The sequence below is a fragment of the Paenibacillus sp. MAH-35 genome (assembly GCF_058135425.1).
Window position 1 is genome coordinate 1 of sequence record NZ_JBYUPU010000076.1, and the last position, 16,299, is coordinate 16,299.

Sequence of the window (16,299 nt, forward strand, 5' to 3'; positions counted from 1 at the left end):
AATATTAATTCCATAAACTAAAAGGCGAATAATGCCGCCAAACTTCTGCTAAGTGACAGAACTCGCAAAAAAGACTGCTCGTATGCAGGAACAGTAACGTTAGTTGCCGCTGTGCAGGCGGAAGCTGTCATGAAAGGAACATTAACTCCAAATGAAGCCTTGGAGCAAATCCAGAACGAAGGCCAATTGCTCCTGCGTTCCGCAAAAGCTCCATGATGACCCAATAAATTCCAATATGAGTTTTTTGGAATCCAAGTACGATAGCGGCTCGTCTTTTTCCGCATGTAGCCGGATATACTGGTAGTAATTATCGTACAAGGAGGCAAACTTATGGCAGACCAAAGCAAAGTCACAATTAAGGTTAACGACAACGGGTCGCTTCGGGTGACCGGGCCGGTCGAGCTGGTGGACGCGGAAGGAAACCCGTTCGAGCACAAAGAGTCGTTCTCGCTGTGCAGGTGCGGAGGATCGGGCAACAAACCGTTCTGCGACGGCACGCATAAGTCCATCGGCTTCAAAAGCGAGCCGAGAGCGAAGTAGGAGATGGTTTACATAAACGTTGCCCGGACTCGATAAGAGACCGGGCTGTTTCCTATGCGGCCATGATGCCGGAAAGGAGCGAAGCTTTATTTTATTGCACACGTGTAATATAATAAGAAGCAATCCCGGCGATTAGGGGGAAAGGAGCCGTGCCGCAACGAATGACCGTTACGATTAAAGACATAGCCAAAATGGCCGGCGTCAGCCATCCGACCGTGTCAAGGGCGCTCAACGACGACCCTGGCGTAAACGAAGAGACAAGACGGAAGATTTTGAGGATTGCCAAACAGTTGAATTATGTGCCGAATTTGGCGGCAAGACGGCTGGCCGAACGGAAATCGAACTGCATCGGTATGATTTGGCCTGCTTTCGAATCGATGTTTTTCTACAATTTGAGTAAAGAAATCCAGAGAGAGGCCGGCAAAAAGGGGATGAGCGTGCTGCTGTCGCTGGACGAACCGGTTGAAGCGATGCGTACGCTGAACCAGCAGTTTGTCGATCACGTCATCTATTGGGCGGCACCGGATTGGGAGGCGCCCACAGAGTTTTTGAAGGAGAAAGAGCGGTTCAAAGGCGACATGCTGCTGATTGGCGGAGGTACGGTCGAGGATGCCCACTGCCTGAAAATCGACAGAAGGCAGGGGATTTACGAAGCGGTCCGGCATTTGGCCGAGCTGGGCCATTCCCGAATCGGCTTTATCGGGCAGACGACGGACAAACTGGTCGGATTTACGCAAGGCATCGTCGACTCCAGGCTGGATTTTCGAAAAGATTTTCTCGTATCGATCGGAGATTCCCACTCGGCCGACGAACCGTTCGACGAGAAGGCCGTAACCGATCTGCTGCTTGGGAGCGGAAAACCTACGGCGTTCGTACTGGATAGCCAAGTGACCTTTTTTCAACTGGCCAGAATGCTGAGACGCCACAAAATCCGTGTTCCTGAAGACTTGTCGTTAATCGTCTATGACGACGTTCCGGAGCTGCAGCTGTTCGAGGTTCCGCTCTCGACGATCGGCCCTCCGCTTCATGTTTTGGCGGAACGGGCGATAGCTATGTTGACGGAAAAAAACGCAGAGGACGAAGAGACCCCCTGCTGGCAAGTGGAAGAGATTAAAAGTGAGCTCGTAGTCAGACGTTCGGCCACACCGCCTCCCCTGTAAAAAAATATACAGGGGGCAGTTTACACATTATGAACACGTGTGCTATTATTAATTTGTAAATTGCACAATAATTTATGAACACGTGTGTATCATTCGACAAGAAGGGAGACTATGGAACCATCTGCCGTATGAGGGGAAGGGTACCCATCGGAAGTAGCGGGTGAGTAGGCAGGCAGCAGTGCTAATCCCATATTTGACAGCGCTTACACTTATCAATGATTTTACGATTGCCGTACCAGGAGGATGGACAGCGAAAGACCGGCAAAAAAATCGGAGGAGGTATCGCTAAAACTCGAACCGCAAAGCTTTACGACCATAAGAAAATAGGAGCCGCTAGCACTGCGCCAACTTGACGACATTAACCGGATATTCGGATGTGTAACGTTATTTTTGAGATATGTACAGGGAAGCCCAGTTGAAATAAAGGAGAGGGTCGGGCATGGTGTTGAGTAAAAGAGCAATCATCTCTGCAAGTATAATGGCGTTGTTGTTGGCGGCTTGCGGCGGGGAAAAACAAGCAACCGGGGGAATCGCCCCGGAACCGGAGAAGACGGAACCAAGCAAACCGGTTACGTTGTATATGCTCCAGGATGGGGCGACCATTACCGACGAAGAGTTCGAGACGCTGATCGCGGCGCCTGTAAAAGCCAAATACCCGCACATCACCGTCGAGATGATACGCAACAAAAACGGCAACAACGGGCTTAGCGAACTCCTTACATCGGGAAGCTTCCCTGATTTTATGTTTATCACGTCTCTCCAGATCAAGGCACATCGGGATCTTGGCACAACGGAAGATCTGACGCCGTATATTCAGAAATTCGGGATGAACGTCAATCAGTTTGATCCGGCGGCGCTGCAAACCTCCAAAGTATACGGGGGCAGCGAGAAGTTGCACGCTGTTCCGTTCTCCTTGAACTTCCTCGCTTTGTTTTACAACAAAGATTTGTTCGACCGTTTCGGTGTATCGTATCCGAAGGAAGGGATGACTTGGCAAGAAACGATCCAGCTCGCCGCGAAATTTTCCAGAAGCGAAAACGGCGTCGAGTACAAAGGACTGCTCACCAATGCAATTACCGACATGTCGACACAGTTATCACTGCCGCGCGTGGATCCAAAGACAAATAAAGCGCTCATCAATACCGACGGCTGGAAAAAGGTGGCGGAAGTTATTCAGGGAATTAACGCCATACCCGGCAACAAGGGAGTCAATTTGGACCATTTCCTGAAAACCCAGACACTCGCCATGGTCGCCAGTTACGATGCGAGATTTGCCGCTCTGGAGAAATTGCACGGCACCCCGGAAAATTTCAGCTGGGACGTCACGCAATTCCCTAGCTACCCCGAACGTCCGAATACGAGCTTCCAGTCCACAGGGCACTTCCTGGCCGTATCGGCTCTGAGCAAAAACAAAAACGAAGCGTTCCAAGTCATTCAGCTGCTGACGGGGGAAGAGATCCAAACCGTAATTACTGAACGAGGCCGCTTTACCGCACTGAGCAACGAAACGATCAAAAATAAATATGGTGCGAACATGAAGTCGATGAACGGCAAAAACATCAAGGCTGTCTTTAAAAGCTCTTTTGCGCCTCCTTATGAGCCGACGACGTACGATCCGCTGGTCAATACCCCTCTTAACGATGCCGTCAAAAACATCGTCGATAACGGCCTGGACATCAACAGTGCACTGCGCCAAGCGGAAGAAGCGGCTAACCGGGCGATTGAAGCGGAAATGAAATTAACCAAGTGAGGATGGAATTTCGAAATCGATTTTATCGGGGAGGCTTTCGGATGAGCGTTCGCAGTATCCAAATACGGTTGGCTTTACTGATGTCGGTTTGTCTCGTCTTTCAAGGATTTACTTTCGGAGGGAACGAGGTTTCGGCGGACTCACCGCCATCCGCCAATTTACTAGCCAATGCCGGCTTCGAAACGGTAACGAACGGCGCTCCATCGGGGTGGACGGCTATCGGAAATACATGGACCGGAGCGGCTGCAGCCGTTCCGGAAGCGGCGCGGACGGGGGACTACGGCATCTCGATCCAGACGAACACGGCGAACAACCCATGGGTTCAGCAAGGGATTCCCGTGGAAGAGGAAGCGACGTACAAAATTTCGTCGTGGTTCAAGGCGATCGGCGTAAGCGGCGCGCCCGGCTACAAGATCGAGTTTTACACCTCGCAGGTCGTATCGCCGCAAACGGCTTTGCCCGGATATTCGTACCGCAGCTCCGCATCCGGCCTCGACGGACAATGGCACGAGCTGGACTATGAAGTGAAGGCTCCGATAGGAGCGAAATACATGTACGTTTATTTGCGCCTGTACGGAACCGGCAAAGTGTATTTCGACGACGCGGCGGTCGCCAAAACGAAAGATGCGCCGCAAATCGTGCTCACGCCCAATCATACCTACTATTACCCGGATCTCGCGTCCGGCAGCATCAATGTGGTGCTCAAGCCGCAAGACGGCATTTTTACCGGGAAAACGGCGGACATCAAGCTAATGAAGGAAGCTGACGGCACGGTTGTATTTGCGCAAACCGGTGCAGCCGCCGCAGCGGAGCTTAACGTTCCGTTCCAGCCTTCCGTCATGGAGCACGGACAGCCTTATGTGCTTTCGGCCGAATTGAAAAACGCCGTAGGGGTCATCCTTTCGCGGGAGGAACGAACCATTTACCGATGGAACCGCCCGACGATGCTGCCGCAGAACGGTCCCGTTCAAGTAGGCGGGCAGCCCTTCTTCCCGGTGATCGCCTACCATGCGGGCCTGGACGATTTACCGTATTTGAGCCAGATCGGGGTCAATACGATCCAAGGCATCAACACAGCGAGCGAGGCGACGGTGCAAACGTTACTTGATACGGCACAGGCGAACGGCCTCATGGTGCTGCAGACGCTGTACCTCAACATGCAGGTCAAGGAAAATTTCGCGCTTACGGAGCAAATGGTCGCCCGTTTCAAGAATCACCCCGCCCTGCTTGGCTGGATGATCATGGATGAGCCGACCGGCAACGGGATCCCCCAATCGGAAATTCTCGAAGCGTACAAAAGGATCCGCTCCATCGATTCCGATCATCCGACCTATATGGTCGAGTCTGAAACCTATGCGTACCGTCCCACCGGACAGGCGACGGATATATTGGTGACCGACGTCTACCCGTACAATAGGGTGAACGCGCAGCCCATTTCCGCCGTCGGCGACGGAGTCCGCAAAGCGGTGCTCGATACGGAAGGAGTGAAGCCGGTTTGGACCATATTGCAGACGTTCCTCTTTCCGGGTTCGACGTCGTGGGATTATTTGCCGACAATCGGGCAAGTGCGTAATATGGCTTACCAGTCCATCTTGGCCGGAAGCAAAGGTCTTGGCTACTACTCGATTAACGATCCGGGCTGGAAGCTGCGGGAATCGGTGTTATGGACGGGATTGGCCGCATTCAAAGACGAACTGCCGCTGATCGGGGAGCTGGTGTCGCAAGGAAGCAAAACGGCCGAGCAGATCGGGAGCGCAGTGCAGTGGGGGCTTTGGAATAAAGGGCAGGAGCAGTATGCGGTCGCCATCAATGTGACGAACACCACCCAGTCAGCGGAGATTCCGCTCGCAAGCGCGGGCAACCGGGTACAGCTGATGTATGGCGGCGAGCCGGCTTCGTGGGGTAGCTGGAACGGGAAACTGAATGCGGATCTCGGTCCCGAGCAGGCTCTAGTTTACCGCATTACGCCGTTTAATTCGGAAGTTGCTGCGGCGATCGATGCGATCGAGAACGCAAACGATATGCTGCAAAGCAACTATTGGAGGCAAAAATCGGGCGATCTGGCTGCCAAACTCGCCGATTTGCATCAATCGTTAGCGGGGCAGACCCCGGACGTAAAACACATCATCAACAAAGCGGATAAAGTGCTGGACGATACGAAAAAGCTGAAAGCATGGGTAAACGGACAAAACGACACCGTCCTGGAAGGTAAAAGGGGAACGCTGCTTTCGCTGCTTGACGGCATATACGACAGGGTAGTTCCGATCGTCCACTCGACGATCCGGCTCGAGTTGGAGCCGTTTCCGCTTGCGGCTGCACCCGGAGAACAGGTGACGGCAAATGTGCAGATCCGTAACAAGGGCGATAAAACACTCCGTCCGTGGCTGCGCGTCGATCTTCCGGACGAATTCGGGCTGGCGCCGATCGAGAGGGAGTTCGGTCCCGTCAACAGCGGGGATGCCGATTCCGCCTCCGTCAACTTTACAATTCTATCCGCAGTTCCGGCAGGGGATTACACCGTTACGGCATCGGTCTATTATGAGTTCAAAGGCTCGGTATTTCAGGTTTCGTCGTCCCGCGAGCTGAAAGTGACGCCGCTTTTGCAGACGAAGCTGACTCCGGGGACAATCGAGGCGGCGCTGGCCGGCACCTATCCATTTGCCGTCGAACTGACGAACGGCTCGGCCGAACCGCTTACGGTGGAGCTGGACCGGTTCGTACCAAACGGCCTTACGGTAGAGCTGGCTTCATCCGCAACACTTGCAGGGCGCGAAACGATGACGTTACAAGGGAACGTGACTATTCCCGCAACGGTGACGCAGGGCGTGTATACGGTAACGATCGTGCCGAAGCTATTCGGCGCCAGCTATGCTTCGCTGCCGCTCACGGTCACGATCGACACGAATCTGGTATACAACGGCGGCTTTGAGCAAGGCGGCAGCAGTCCGGACGGCTGGTTGATGCGTTCAGGCGTATGGGAGAAAACAACCGCTCACGGCGGAACGGCATCCGCCAAGCTGAACCCGGATGCGGGCAATACATGGAACGTGATCAATACGGATGACGCCAAAGAAATTCCGGTTGTTGCAGGACACCGGTACATGTTGACAGGATGGGTGAAAAATGGCTCGACAACCGGATCGGCTGCACTCGGCATCCGGCAAATTGACGCGAGCGGCGTATCCGTTCAATACAATTGGGCGGAAGCGGCAAGAGGCGGCGACTGGACGAAGGTACAAGTAACCTTTACAGCGCTGCCTCAGACAAAACGTGCTGCGGTATATTTCAAATTGGATCAGAACGTAAACGGACCGGCCTGGGTCGACGATTTGGAGATGCGTGAGCTTCCTTAATAGGGAAGCGGATTTGTAGCAGTGGCCGGGCAAACGAGACTTTCACCGGTCTTGGCTTTGCAGCCAAAGGACCGTCCGGATGTTTTTTCGGACGGTACTTTGGTGTTTTTTACTTGATTTCATAGGGAAAAAAGGGGGGGAAGACGGCTCCCGTTACTTCACCAGCCCCACAAGGGGAATCAACCGATATTGCTCTCGGAAATCAACACGGATCGTGCCGATTGGGATCTTTATGCAAAACTAATCATGGAGAAAATAGCTTGTCGGTAGGTTAGCTTCTATGTTGCACGGGCTGTATATTCGGAATACAATATTCGTAGTTTCCATGTTGGATATGACTTTCCCGGAGGGAGGGGAAGTACGGTGCGAATAATCGGTATTATTCTTACTGTGATCGGGCTTCTGATCGTTATCGCCACGGCAGTCTTATGGATGTGGCTAAATGCGTTTGCCTGCGGCATGAGCCCAACCGGTTGCGGCGGATTTAGCTTGAACTGGGGAGACAGTGAGGCTCTCGGTTACTTTATTCCGCCATTCATTTTCGGTTGTTTGCTGACTGCAGTGGGAATTATCACAATTGTAAAAAATCGAAACGTTTGAATGGGAACAGACGAATGGGAATATGTAACCTAGTAATAATCCTTGAAAAGCAATCCTGAAAGGGGTTATCCATTTGGATCGTACGCTGTTCCCCATGAAAAGATTTAACGCAAAAAGACCTGGTGCCTTGATCGGTACAATAACAGAAGTATTGGAGTATATGAGATTGCTTTATGCAGAGATCGGGAAGAGCCGGTTACCTGGCGGGGCTAGTCCCTTTCAGCATCCTTCAGAAAGCGGCAGGCATGTGGCTTGCCTTACTTGCGACGGGACAGGAGTAGTCATTGGGGATATCGATCCAAGCCGTATGATCGCAACCGAACTGTCACTGAAGCATGGAGCCGTGCTGTTATGGGCGGGTACGAATTGCGGTCCTGTTGCCATGATCAAACAATTGGCCAAGATGCTTGCGATGGACTTTGGGAAGCCGCTCGCGGGCCAGGATTACCGTTTTACCGATATACTGCTTTACGGATACGAAAAAGAACCCGTTTCGTATGTTCATAATAGGAAGCAGTTGAAAGGGTTTTATCGCGGATGTGTTCACGACTTGCGATACATGCGTGATGCAGGCACGATCAGCAGAGGGAATCTGAGATCCATCCGTTTTTTCTCCCGGCAAGAACCATGCCCGATGTGTAGCGGCAGCGAAACGAGCTCCGAGCGTATTTCGATAACCATTGGCGGACGATCCGTTTCGGAGGTTTCGAGAATACCAATCCCGGACCTGCTTCTGTTCATTAAAAATTTGCCTCTATCTCTGGATTTTTTTGAACGGGAAAGATGTAGTGAAATCATTGAAGAGGTGGAGACGCGGCTGATCTACCTGCATAAGATTGGTCTCCACACATTGCATGTTGTATAAAAGCCGGCCGCCGATAACTGCTTCTTGATTCGGACGAATCAAGAAGCAGTTATCGGCGGCCGGCGGAGATGGAAGAACGGATGAAGCTCAATCGTCGCCTGCCGCCTTGGCGGCAATAAATACTGACGTTGTTTGGTGTGTGTACATAATAACGACTGTTTTTTTGTGTTCCGTTGCCGCGGATAAGAGCCGGAACGTCGTAGCGGTTTCCGGTACACTGCCGGGTCAATCTCGTCCGTTGTCAATCGCAGCGTCAGTGCCATGTTTTTTTCAGAATATGCAAATAAGCGAAAAAGTCCGGATCGGTGTCCTCAGGCGAGGAGATGACGGCTCTAAGCAGATTGCGGAGACACGGCTCCGTTTCCGTCCGATGGGGCGCTCTCCATCGCCGGTCGTTGCGGTGCCAGCGAAGTTTGGCTGCTGTCATATCGTGCAAACGTATCATTTCCCGATTTTGACCGAGCGCTACCCACTGCCGCCACATGTCCCCCTCCAGGCGGTTGATGGAATCGGGCGTTCCCGGCGCATCTTCCTCAAGAGTCCTCAGCAAGAACGAGGCGACTTCGGCGAACCCCGTCTTCCTCGATCGATGGTGCAGCCCGTAAACGAACTGTACGAGCGCGATCCACGTCTCCAACAAGTCGCCGACCCGCCCGGCGGAGGAAGGAACGATATGTACCCCGTGTTTGGGCGCAATGCGGACGAATCCTTCGGTTTCCAACTGCTGCAGCGCGGCCCGAACCGGCGTCCGGCTCATGTCGAGCGAACCGGCCAGCGCGATCTCGGAAGTGACGGAGCCCTCCGGGAGCCGGCCGGAGATGATCCATTCGAGTATGGTTTCGTAAGCGGTTTCTCGGAGCGACAGCGGTTTCATCTGTCAAGCAGCCCCCTCTTGTACGTGATTCGGATTCATTATACCATCATAAGGAAACAGGACGTACAGGAGGAACCGGGATGCCGATTCAGCAAGCGCACCAAACGTTGAAGGAACGGGCTTTCGAGACGATTCGCGAACGCATCGTCAGCGGGGAATGGCCGGGCGGGACGTTCATACCGGAACGAATGCTGAAGGAACTGCTGCAGATGAGCAATACGCCGATTCGCGCGGCGTTGGATCGGCTCGAGATGATGGGGCTCGTGAAGCAGTCGCCGAATCAAGGGGCGATTGTGCAGGAAATCTCGCTGAAAAACATTCTGGACCTTTACGAGCTCAGACTCGTGTTGGAGACCTACGCGGCCAGAAAGCTGACCGGCAGGATGGACCGGGCTTTTTTCGACGAGCTGGACGATAATTTGAAGCGGCAGGAGCGGATGATTCAAGCGGGCGATATTGCGGCTTACGTCCGGCTGGACCGGGAATTCCACGAGCGCATCGTCTCAGGGCTTGACAATATGGAATATACGGAAACGATGGCGCGTATTCAGGACAAGTTCTTAATGGCGGTGCGAACGACGTTCGTCAAAAACAAAGAGAGATTGTGGGGGAGTATCGAGGAACACCGGCAAATCCGCGAAGCGCTGGCTGGTACCGATCCGCACCTGACGGAACGTCTGGTCGAACGGCATATCGAATATGTGAAAACGATCATGCTCTGATGTATACAAGTTATGCATATTGTGCGTTTTCCAAATGCTGTGATACGGTTGAGACGGACGTAATCACTCATGCGGGAGGACGTACGGGAATGAAAATAACCGGAATTCGTACGGCAATACTGGGAAATCCGTGGAAAAACTGGCTGTTCGTGCTCGTCGATACGGACGAAGGCATAACGGGTCTGGGAGAAGGCACGCTGAACGGCTTCGCCAAGACGGTCGAAGCGGCGGTACACGAATTAAAGCATCTCGTCGTCGGGATGAGTCCGTTCGATGTGGAAGCGATCGGCCTGAAGCTGTTCCGCGACGTGTATTCGGACGGCGGGCAGATTCAAGGGTCGGCGCTGGCCGCCATCGAGACGGCGTGCTGGGACATTATGGGCAAGGCGCTGGGCCAGCCTCTGTACAAGCTGCTGGGAGGACGATGCCACGATAAGCTGCGCTGTTATGCGAACGGCTGGTACCGCGGCCCGGGAACGCCCGAGAGCTTTCATGAAAAAGCAAAGCTGGTCGTCGCCAAAGGATATACAGCGCTGAAGTTCGACCCGTTCGGAGCGGCCTGGCGGACGGTGGAGCGAAAAGATTTCGAGCTGGCACTTGAAAATATCGCAGCCGTTCGCGAGGCGGTCGGCCCTCTTACCGACATTTTAATCGAAGGACATAACCGCTTCTCGGTCCATACGGCGCTGCAGTTCGCGGAAGCGATGCTGCCGTACAAGCCGACCTGGTTCGAGGCGCCGACACCGCCGCACCGAATCTCCTCGATGGTCGAGGTAGCCAAGCGCAGTCCGGTGCCGGTCGCCTGCGGGGAAGATTACTACTGCCGGGAACAGTTCGCCGAGCTGTTGAAGCACGACGCGGTGCATATCATCCAGCTGGAGCCGCAATTTCTCGGGATCTCGGCATCGAAGCAGATTGCCGGCATGGTTCACGCCCATAACGGAGTGATCGCGCCGCACAGCGCGCAAGGGCCGGTATGCTCGGTCGTCTGCAGCCATCTGAACATGGCGACGCCGAACTTTTATTTGCACGAAATCTTCGACGAATTCAACGAACCTTGGGAAGAGCACGTACTGACGCCCGCCCTGAAGGTGGAGAACGGGTATTTACAGCCGCCGGAAGGACCGGGACTCGGGGTCACGCTGAATATGGACGAGGTCGGCAAGCATCCGTACCAGGTCGGCAACTGGCTGCCGCTATTCCGTCAAGGCTGGGAAAAAAGGGAGTCGGTAACATGACGACGGCGGACAACCGGGAACGGCAAACGCAAACGCCGCCGACCATGAAAGCGCTTGTGTATGAAGGGCCGAAGCTGCTGAATATCCGGGACGTGCCGCTTCCCGTGCTGCAGCCCGGCGAAGTGCTCGTCCGTGTGGCGCTGGCGGGCATATGCGGCTCCGAATTGAGCGGTTATCTCGGGCACAACTCGCTGCGCAAGCCGCCGCTCGTTATGGGGCACGAATTCGCGGGTGTCATCGAGCGGTGCACACCCGGGGAGCCGGTATTCCGGGCGGGTGACCGCGTAACCGTCAATCCGCTCGTAACTTGCGGCGTATGCTCGTACTGCGCGAGCGGACGCTCCCAGCTGTGTGCGGATCGCAGCCTGCTCGGCGCGCATCGGCCCGGTGCTTTCGCCGAATTCGTGGCGGTACCGGGCAGCAACGTCCATCTGCTACCTGACGCCGTCTCCTTCGGGGAAGCCGCCTATACCGAGCCGTTCGCCTGCGCGGTGCATATCGTCCGGCTGCTTGCGCTAAACCCGTCCGATCGGCTGATCATCTACGGTGCCGGTCCGATCGGCTTGCTGGCTATGCAGGCTGCACACGTATTCGGCGCGGGCGATGTCGTGATCGTCGACCGGAACGAAGCTCGGCTGGAAATCGCCCGGGAGCTGGGCGGGATCGGCGTAACGGAGCTCGAACAGCTCGGACCGCAGCTGGGGAGCGGCTTCGATGCGGCCATCGACGCGGTGGGAGCGGGCGTCACCCGGCAGGCGTGCGTCAAGGCTGTCCGGAGGGGCGGCCGGGTCGTCTTCACCGGTCTGCACGAGCCGGACAGCGCGCTGCCGATCAACGACATGATTCGGGAAGAAATCATGACCATCGGAGCGTTCGCCTACTCGGCTGAAGATTTCGCCGCCGCTCTGGCCTGGATCGGTCAAGGCAAAGTGAATTTGTCGCCATGGACGGTGACGAGACCGCTTGAGAACGGGGCGGAATGCTTCGAGCGGCTGATCGGTGGACCGGGGAAGATCGCCAAATACTTGCTGCAGGTTGAGAGACGGTAACCGCCCGGATGCTCTGTGGAGGCACAACGAGTCGAGGATGGAGGAAGACGGGATGAAGTTACCGTGGTCGGACAAAGTCGTAATCGTAACGGGCGGAGGCGGCGGAATCGGGGAAGCCGTGTCGGTCCGGTTTGCCCATGGCGGTGCGGCGGTTATCGTCGCAGACCTGGACGGCGCCAAAGCCGAGCGGGTCGCCGCACAGATCCGGACGGCCGGGGGCCGGGCGATGGCACTAGCGGCAGACGTATCTTCCGAAGCCGATGTACGGAAAATGGTCGGCGATACGCTGGAGGCTTATGGCCGGATCGACGTGCTGGTCAACAATGCCGCCGTCTGTCCGCAAGCGCGGCTGACCGATCTGTCGCTTGCCCAGTGGAACGAGGTGATGACGAGTAATCTGACCTCCGTCTTTCTACTGTGCCGGGAAGTGATTCCTTCGATGCTGAAGGCCGGAGGCGGAGCGATCGTAAACGTCAGCTCGGTGCACGCGCTGGCCACATTGGAAGGCTACTCGGCTTATGCCGCGTCCAAAGCGGGGATCGTGGCGCTGACGAAAGCCGTAGCGCTAGACTATGCGAAAACGAACATACGCGTCAACGCCGTATTGCCCGGAGCCGTATGGACCCCGATGCTGGAAGCAAGCGTGAGCCGCCTGGACACTCCGCGTGAAGACATCATGCGGCAGTGGAACGATGCGCAGCCGATCGGCCGGGTCGGACAGCCGGACGAGATCGCTTCGGTCGTTCTGTTCGCGGCAAGTCCGGACAATTCGTTCATGACCGGAGCCGTGCTGGTGGCGGACGGCGGCATGACCGCCGATCTGTAGGAAGACGCAATGCAGCGAGACGGAATATATCGGGACGGAAGAAAGGACTGCCGGAAATGGAGCGGCGGTCTTTCTGTATTTGCACTGCCGATTCGTGGCGTATCGTTCAGCTGGGCAGGTAAGCTTTACGGCAAACAAATCCGTTTTCTAACATTCTTAATCCGTCTTCAGGTAGCGGGCCGGAACCCTTTTCTCCTAAGCTGGGATGAGAATGATTATTAGCTGATGGAGCGAAGGGAGTATCGTATGATGGCCAAAATCCGTTTCAGTATCTTTTTTAGCGTATTTGTAGCGATGGTGGGCTTAATGATAATCGCTCCCGTTATGCCGCCGATTATTCGTGAAATGGGGCTCTCCGAGACGCATTCGGGATTGATTATTTCGCTCGGTTCCGTAGCGATGGCGCTGATGGCGCCGGTGTGGGGCATATGGAGCGACGTTAAGGGAAGAAAGACGATCATCCTGGTCGGATTTTTGGGGATGTTCGTAAGTTACGTCCTGTTTACGGCAACGATCTATGCCGGATTGAACCAGCTGGTCGGCGGCGGGCTTCTGGTCGCTCTGCTTGTTGCGACCCGCGCTCTAGTCGGACTGTTTATTCCGGCCGTACCGTCCACGGCGCAAGCGTACATGGCGGATATTACCGATGAGAAAGGGCGTTCGGCCGGGATGGCGTTGATCGGCGCGGCCAACGGGCTCGGTCTTGTGCTTGGACCGGCGATTGCGGGAGCTTTTGCGCTGATCGGATTAATATGGCCGCTTTATATGGGGGCCTTGCTGCCGCTCGCCGCTTTCTTTATCGTTTTTGTATTGATCCCGGTACAGAAACCGGTCATTCAGGCAAAACCTCCCAAGGTGAACCCGTTTCAGAGAAACGTCCGTCTGTACTTGTTCGCCGGACTGGCGACGATGTTCAGCATCGTATCGATCCAAGTGGTCGGCGGGTTTTATTTTCAGGACCAGTTGTTTCTGACGACCCGGGAAACGGCGCGAATGGTTTCGTTTGGCCTTATGTTCAGCGGCGGAGCGATGATCCTGACCCAGGGACTGCAAATGAAACGTCCGAAATGGCAGCCGAAACCGATGATTATGATCGGCTCGCTGCTGCTGGTCGGCAGCATGGCTTTACTGCTTTTCTTTGTCAATCTGGCCGATTATTTCTTGGCGTACTTCCTGTTCGGGATCGGAGCCGGGTTGATGATGCCGGGGTTTATGGCCGGCGCGTCGCTAGCCGTATCCCGCGAGCAGCAAGGCGGCGTGGCCGGCCTGGTCGGGTCGGTCCAAGGCATCTCAGCCGTCATAGCCCCCATCCTGAGCATGACTCTGTATCAGTTGGATAAACATATTCCATATGCGGTAATTGCCGGACTGGTCGTATTCATGGCCATCGTACTGTTTGTGGGATCGGTTCGTGCAGCGGAACGGCCGCAAGCCTGGAAAAGTAACGGTTGGGAATAAGCATGGAATCCTCGCTTGAAGTACGGGCGGGGGTTCCATTTATTTTGAGCGGCCGTATGGCTGTATCAGACGCCCGCGTCGGTCTGATTGAAAGGAATAGGCGGACCGGCAACTGTTGGTGTTAAACTTGTCGTGTAAAAAAATAAATCGATGAAAAATCTTTCCCTGACGAAACATTATTGCGTATGTACAAATCATTTCCCTTGTTATACACTGATAGTGTCACAGGTAGTCCTTGAATAATCGCCGCTGCCAATTGTCCGCAGCAGGTGTTTCGTCATACCGTTCGCGGACGGAGCGGCGCGCAGGTCAGAGCATGGATGCAGGAGGGATCGCCTTGAATATACAGATGAAGGCATACGGCTTGAACTCCATTTACGAAGAGACGGGCGGTTTCCTACTCCCGGCGGAGCAGGAGCCCGGGCAGATCGTCTACGAGCTGCCGTTTCGAAGCGGGAGCGGATTTGTCCGGCGGACTTGCTTGCGCAGCGGCATGGATATCAGCTGGTATGAAGCGACCTTGGAAGAACCGATCACCATCGATGTCGACGTCCGCTATCCGCATCTGGAGATCGCCTTCACGTGGAAGGGGCAGGGCGCCTGGGAGTCCGACGAGCATACGCAGTTCGGCGAGATGGCGCCTGGTGTCTCCTCTCTCGTCTATATGGGCGACAAAAAGGTACGTGCCGAGTTAATGCCCGGCGAAGCGATGTCCCATATGGAGCTGCGTTTCGATTTGCGCCAGTTTCAGCCGATTTACGACGAGATGACTGCCCGGACCCGCTCTTCCTTTTACTGCAGTCAACTGGCCGGTTCGCCGCAAGTTGCCCATCTGGCCGATCAGTTGAAGCATTGCCCGTACACGGGCGCGCTGCGTCAGCTTTATCTGGAAGGGAAAGCTTTCGAATTGCTGGTCGTCCATCTGGACGCGGCGGACGGCGACGAGAAGCGCAGCCAGTCGGTGTCGAAGCTGAACGCCGACGATATCCGCTGCCTTCATCGGGCGAAGGAGCTGTTAAACGGCATGTGGAGGGAGCCGCCAGGCCTGCTGGAACTCGCGAGAATGGCCGGAATTAACGATTACAAGCTTAAACTCGGTTTTAAAGAGCTGTTCGGTACGACCGTATTCGGTTATGTGCGCGGCTTGCGGATGAACGAAGCCCGCCGAATCCTCGAGCAAGGGCAAGCGAATGTCAGTGAAGCGGCCGTTCGGGTCGGTTATTCGAATATGGGGTATTTTTCTTCGCTTTACCGCAAAACGTTCGGCTACAATCCGAGCGAAGCTATGTTAATGTATCAGAGGAATCAGACGGCGCGAAAATGACCGTTTATGTACATGGCCTCGAAGACAATGTCACAGGAAGGCTCGCGTGACAGGGAACAGAGAACAGGGAACGTCCCCATTTCTACGCGAAAAGGACCTCAGCCCCCGCATTGCGGCGGAAATTGAGGTCCTTTTTTTTAGCAAAATCGTCTCATTGCTCGACTCAGATAATCGTAAACTGACTTGGAAGGGAACCCCTTTACCGAAGCTCCGGATTGCCCGATCTCACCCATGAGGCTTTTTAAACTTTGTCCCTGTCATCGGAAAATGCCGAAAATAAGGGTGCCAAAGACTCTGCGCGCCTAGCCAAGCTAGACACAACTAGCTGATGAAAGTTCAGTCGGGGTAGGGGCCAAGCCGCCCCGTAGCTAGCAGGCAGACGCAGGAGAGATCCGGCGGCTGAAGCCCTGCGAAAAAACTGCGCAAAGCGCAAGGAAGCGAATTCACAGGCCGTAATGGACCGACCGTGAATCCCACCGCATCGTAATAGCGAACCTTTCGAGGACAAGAGAGCGCCGAGCCCCGGGAGTCTGGGCGAAG

Annotated in this window: 13 protein-coding genes; 12 read left to right on the forward strand and 1 reads right to left on the reverse strand. The window is 54.9% G+C overall.

What is annotated here, in order from left to right:
• Positions 1-330: 330 nt before the first annotated feature.
• The 6 genes from AC3Y2E_RS34005 (at position 331) to AC3Y2E_RS34030 (ending at position 8,268) form a co-directional block, all read left to right on the forward strand.
• The gene (locus tag AC3Y2E_RS34005; RefSeq protein WP_332071447.1) at positions 331-540 is read left to right on the forward strand and encodes a CDGSH iron-sulfur domain-containing protein; all 210 of its coding nucleotides are present in this window, start codon (positions 331-333) and stop codon (positions 538-540) included.
• A gap of 149 nt (positions 541-689) precedes the next feature.
• Positions 690-1,700, forward strand: coding sequence for a LacI family DNA-binding transcriptional regulator (locus tag AC3Y2E_RS34010; RefSeq protein WP_379217775.1), 1,011 nt, complete (start codon positions 690-692; stop codon positions 1,698-1,700).
• 439 nt (positions 1,701-2,139) lie between these two features.
• Positions 2,140-3,450 carry an ABC transporter substrate-binding protein gene (locus AC3Y2E_RS34015; protein WP_379217777.1) on the forward strand — a complete coding sequence of 437 codons (1,311 nt, stop codon included), beginning with the start codon at positions 2,140-2,142 and terminating at the stop codon, positions 3,448-3,450.
• A gap of 41 nt (positions 3,451-3,491) precedes the next feature.
• Complete coding sequence (locus tag AC3Y2E_RS34020; RefSeq protein ID WP_379217779.1) at positions 3,492-6,803, forward strand: carbohydrate binding domain-containing protein; 3,312 nt, start codon at positions 3,492-3,494, stop codon at positions 6,801-6,803.
• 363 nt (positions 6,804-7,166) lie between these two features.
• The gene (locus AC3Y2E_RS34025; protein WP_379217781.1) at positions 7,167-7,403 is read left to right on the forward strand and encodes a hypothetical protein; all 237 of its coding nucleotides are present in this window, start codon (positions 7,167-7,169) and stop codon (positions 7,401-7,403) included.
• Between the two features lie 73 nt (positions 7,404-7,476).
• The gene (locus AC3Y2E_RS34030; protein WP_379217783.1) at positions 7,477-8,268 is read left to right on the forward strand and encodes an excinuclease ABC subunit UvrA; all 792 of its coding nucleotides are present in this window, start codon (positions 7,477-7,479) and stop codon (positions 8,266-8,268) included.
• 253 nt (positions 8,269-8,521) lie between these two features.
• Here the strand turns inward: AC3Y2E_RS34030 and AC3Y2E_RS34035 are convergent, their stop codons facing one another.
• Positions 8,522-9,142: a GntR family transcriptional regulator gene (locus AC3Y2E_RS34035; protein WP_379217785.1), complete on the reverse strand. Its 621-nt coding sequence runs from the start codon at positions 9,140-9,142 to the stop codon at positions 8,522-8,524.
• 80 nt (positions 9,143-9,222) lie between these two features.
• Here AC3Y2E_RS34035 and AC3Y2E_RS34040 point away from each other — a divergent pair, with 80 nt between their 5' ends.
• The 6 genes from AC3Y2E_RS34040 to AC3Y2E_RS34065 all read left to right on the forward strand — a co-directional run bounded on the left by AC3Y2E_RS34040 (position 9,223) and on the right by AC3Y2E_RS34065 (position 15,759).
• The gene (locus tag AC3Y2E_RS34040) at positions 9,223-9,864 is read left to right on the forward strand and encodes a GntR family transcriptional regulator (protein WP_379217787.1); all 642 of its coding nucleotides are present in this window, start codon (positions 9,223-9,225) and stop codon (positions 9,862-9,864) included.
• A gap of 89 nt (positions 9,865-9,953) precedes the next feature.
• Complete coding sequence (locus AC3Y2E_RS34045; RefSeq protein ID WP_379217789.1) at positions 9,954-11,102, forward strand: mandelate racemase/muconate lactonizing enzyme family protein; 1,149 nt, start codon at positions 9,954-9,956, stop codon at positions 11,100-11,102.
• The gene (locus AC3Y2E_RS34050; protein WP_379217790.1) at positions 11,099-12,151 is read left to right on the forward strand and encodes a galactitol-1-phosphate 5-dehydrogenase; all 1,053 of its coding nucleotides are present in this window, start codon (positions 11,099-11,101) and stop codon (positions 12,149-12,151) included. The genes AC3Y2E_RS34045 and AC3Y2E_RS34050 overlap by 4 nt, the downstream gene beginning before the upstream one ends.
• A 52-nt stretch (positions 12,152-12,203) precedes the next feature.
• Positions 12,204-12,977, forward strand: coding sequence for an SDR family NAD(P)-dependent oxidoreductase (locus AC3Y2E_RS34055; RefSeq protein ID WP_379217792.1), 774 nt, complete (start codon positions 12,204-12,206; stop codon positions 12,975-12,977).
• A 249-nt stretch (positions 12,978-13,226) separates the two neighbouring features.
• Positions 13,227-14,435 carry an MFS transporter gene (locus AC3Y2E_RS34060; RefSeq protein ID WP_379217796.1) on the forward strand — a complete coding sequence of 403 codons (1,209 nt, stop codon included), beginning with the start codon at positions 13,227-13,229 and terminating at the stop codon, positions 14,433-14,435.
• Positions 14,436-14,772: 337 nt separating this feature from the next.
• Positions 14,773-15,759 (forward strand): helix-turn-helix transcriptional regulator, encoded by a 987-nt coding sequence (locus tag AC3Y2E_RS34065; protein WP_379217794.1) that lies wholly within the window; start codon positions 14,773-14,775, stop codon positions 15,757-15,759.
• The last annotated feature ends 540 nt before the right edge of the window (positions 15,760-16,299 follow it).

Excerpts from the sequence above, each read along its gene's own strand:
- AC3Y2E_RS34020 (WP_379217779.1), top strand. The coding sequence starts at position 3,492 with ATGAGCGTTCGCAGTATCCAAATACGGTTGGCTTTACTGATGTCGGTT.
- AC3Y2E_RS34045 (WP_379217789.1), top strand. The coding sequence starts at position 9,954 with ATGAAAATAACCGGAATTCGTACGGCAATACTGGGAAATCCGTGGAAA.
- AC3Y2E_RS34050 (WP_379217790.1), top strand. The coding sequence starts at position 11,099 with ATGACGACGGCGGACAACCGGGAACGGCAAACGCAAACGCCGCCGACC.
- AC3Y2E_RS34040 (WP_379217787.1), top strand. The coding sequence starts at position 9,223 with ATGCCGATTCAGCAAGCGCACCAAACGTTGAAGGAACGGGCTTTCGAG.
- AC3Y2E_RS34060 (WP_379217796.1), top strand. The coding sequence starts at position 13,227 with ATGGCCAAAATCCGTTTCAGTATCTTTTTTAGCGTATTTGTAGCGATG.
- AC3Y2E_RS34005 (WP_332071447.1), top strand. The coding sequence starts at position 331 with ATGGCAGACCAAAGCAAAGTCACAATTAAGGTTAACGACAACGGGTCG.
- AC3Y2E_RS34035 (WP_379217785.1), bottom strand. The coding sequence starts at position 9,142 with ATGAAACCGCTGTCGCTCCGAGAAACCGCTTACGAAACCATACTCGAA.
- AC3Y2E_RS34055 (WP_379217792.1), top strand. The coding sequence starts at position 12,204 with ATGAAGTTACCGTGGTCGGACAAAGTCGTAATCGTAACGGGCGGAGGC.
- AC3Y2E_RS34015 (WP_379217777.1), top strand. The coding sequence starts at position 2,140 with ATGGTGTTGAGTAAAAGAGCAATCATCTCTGCAAGTATAATGGCGTTG.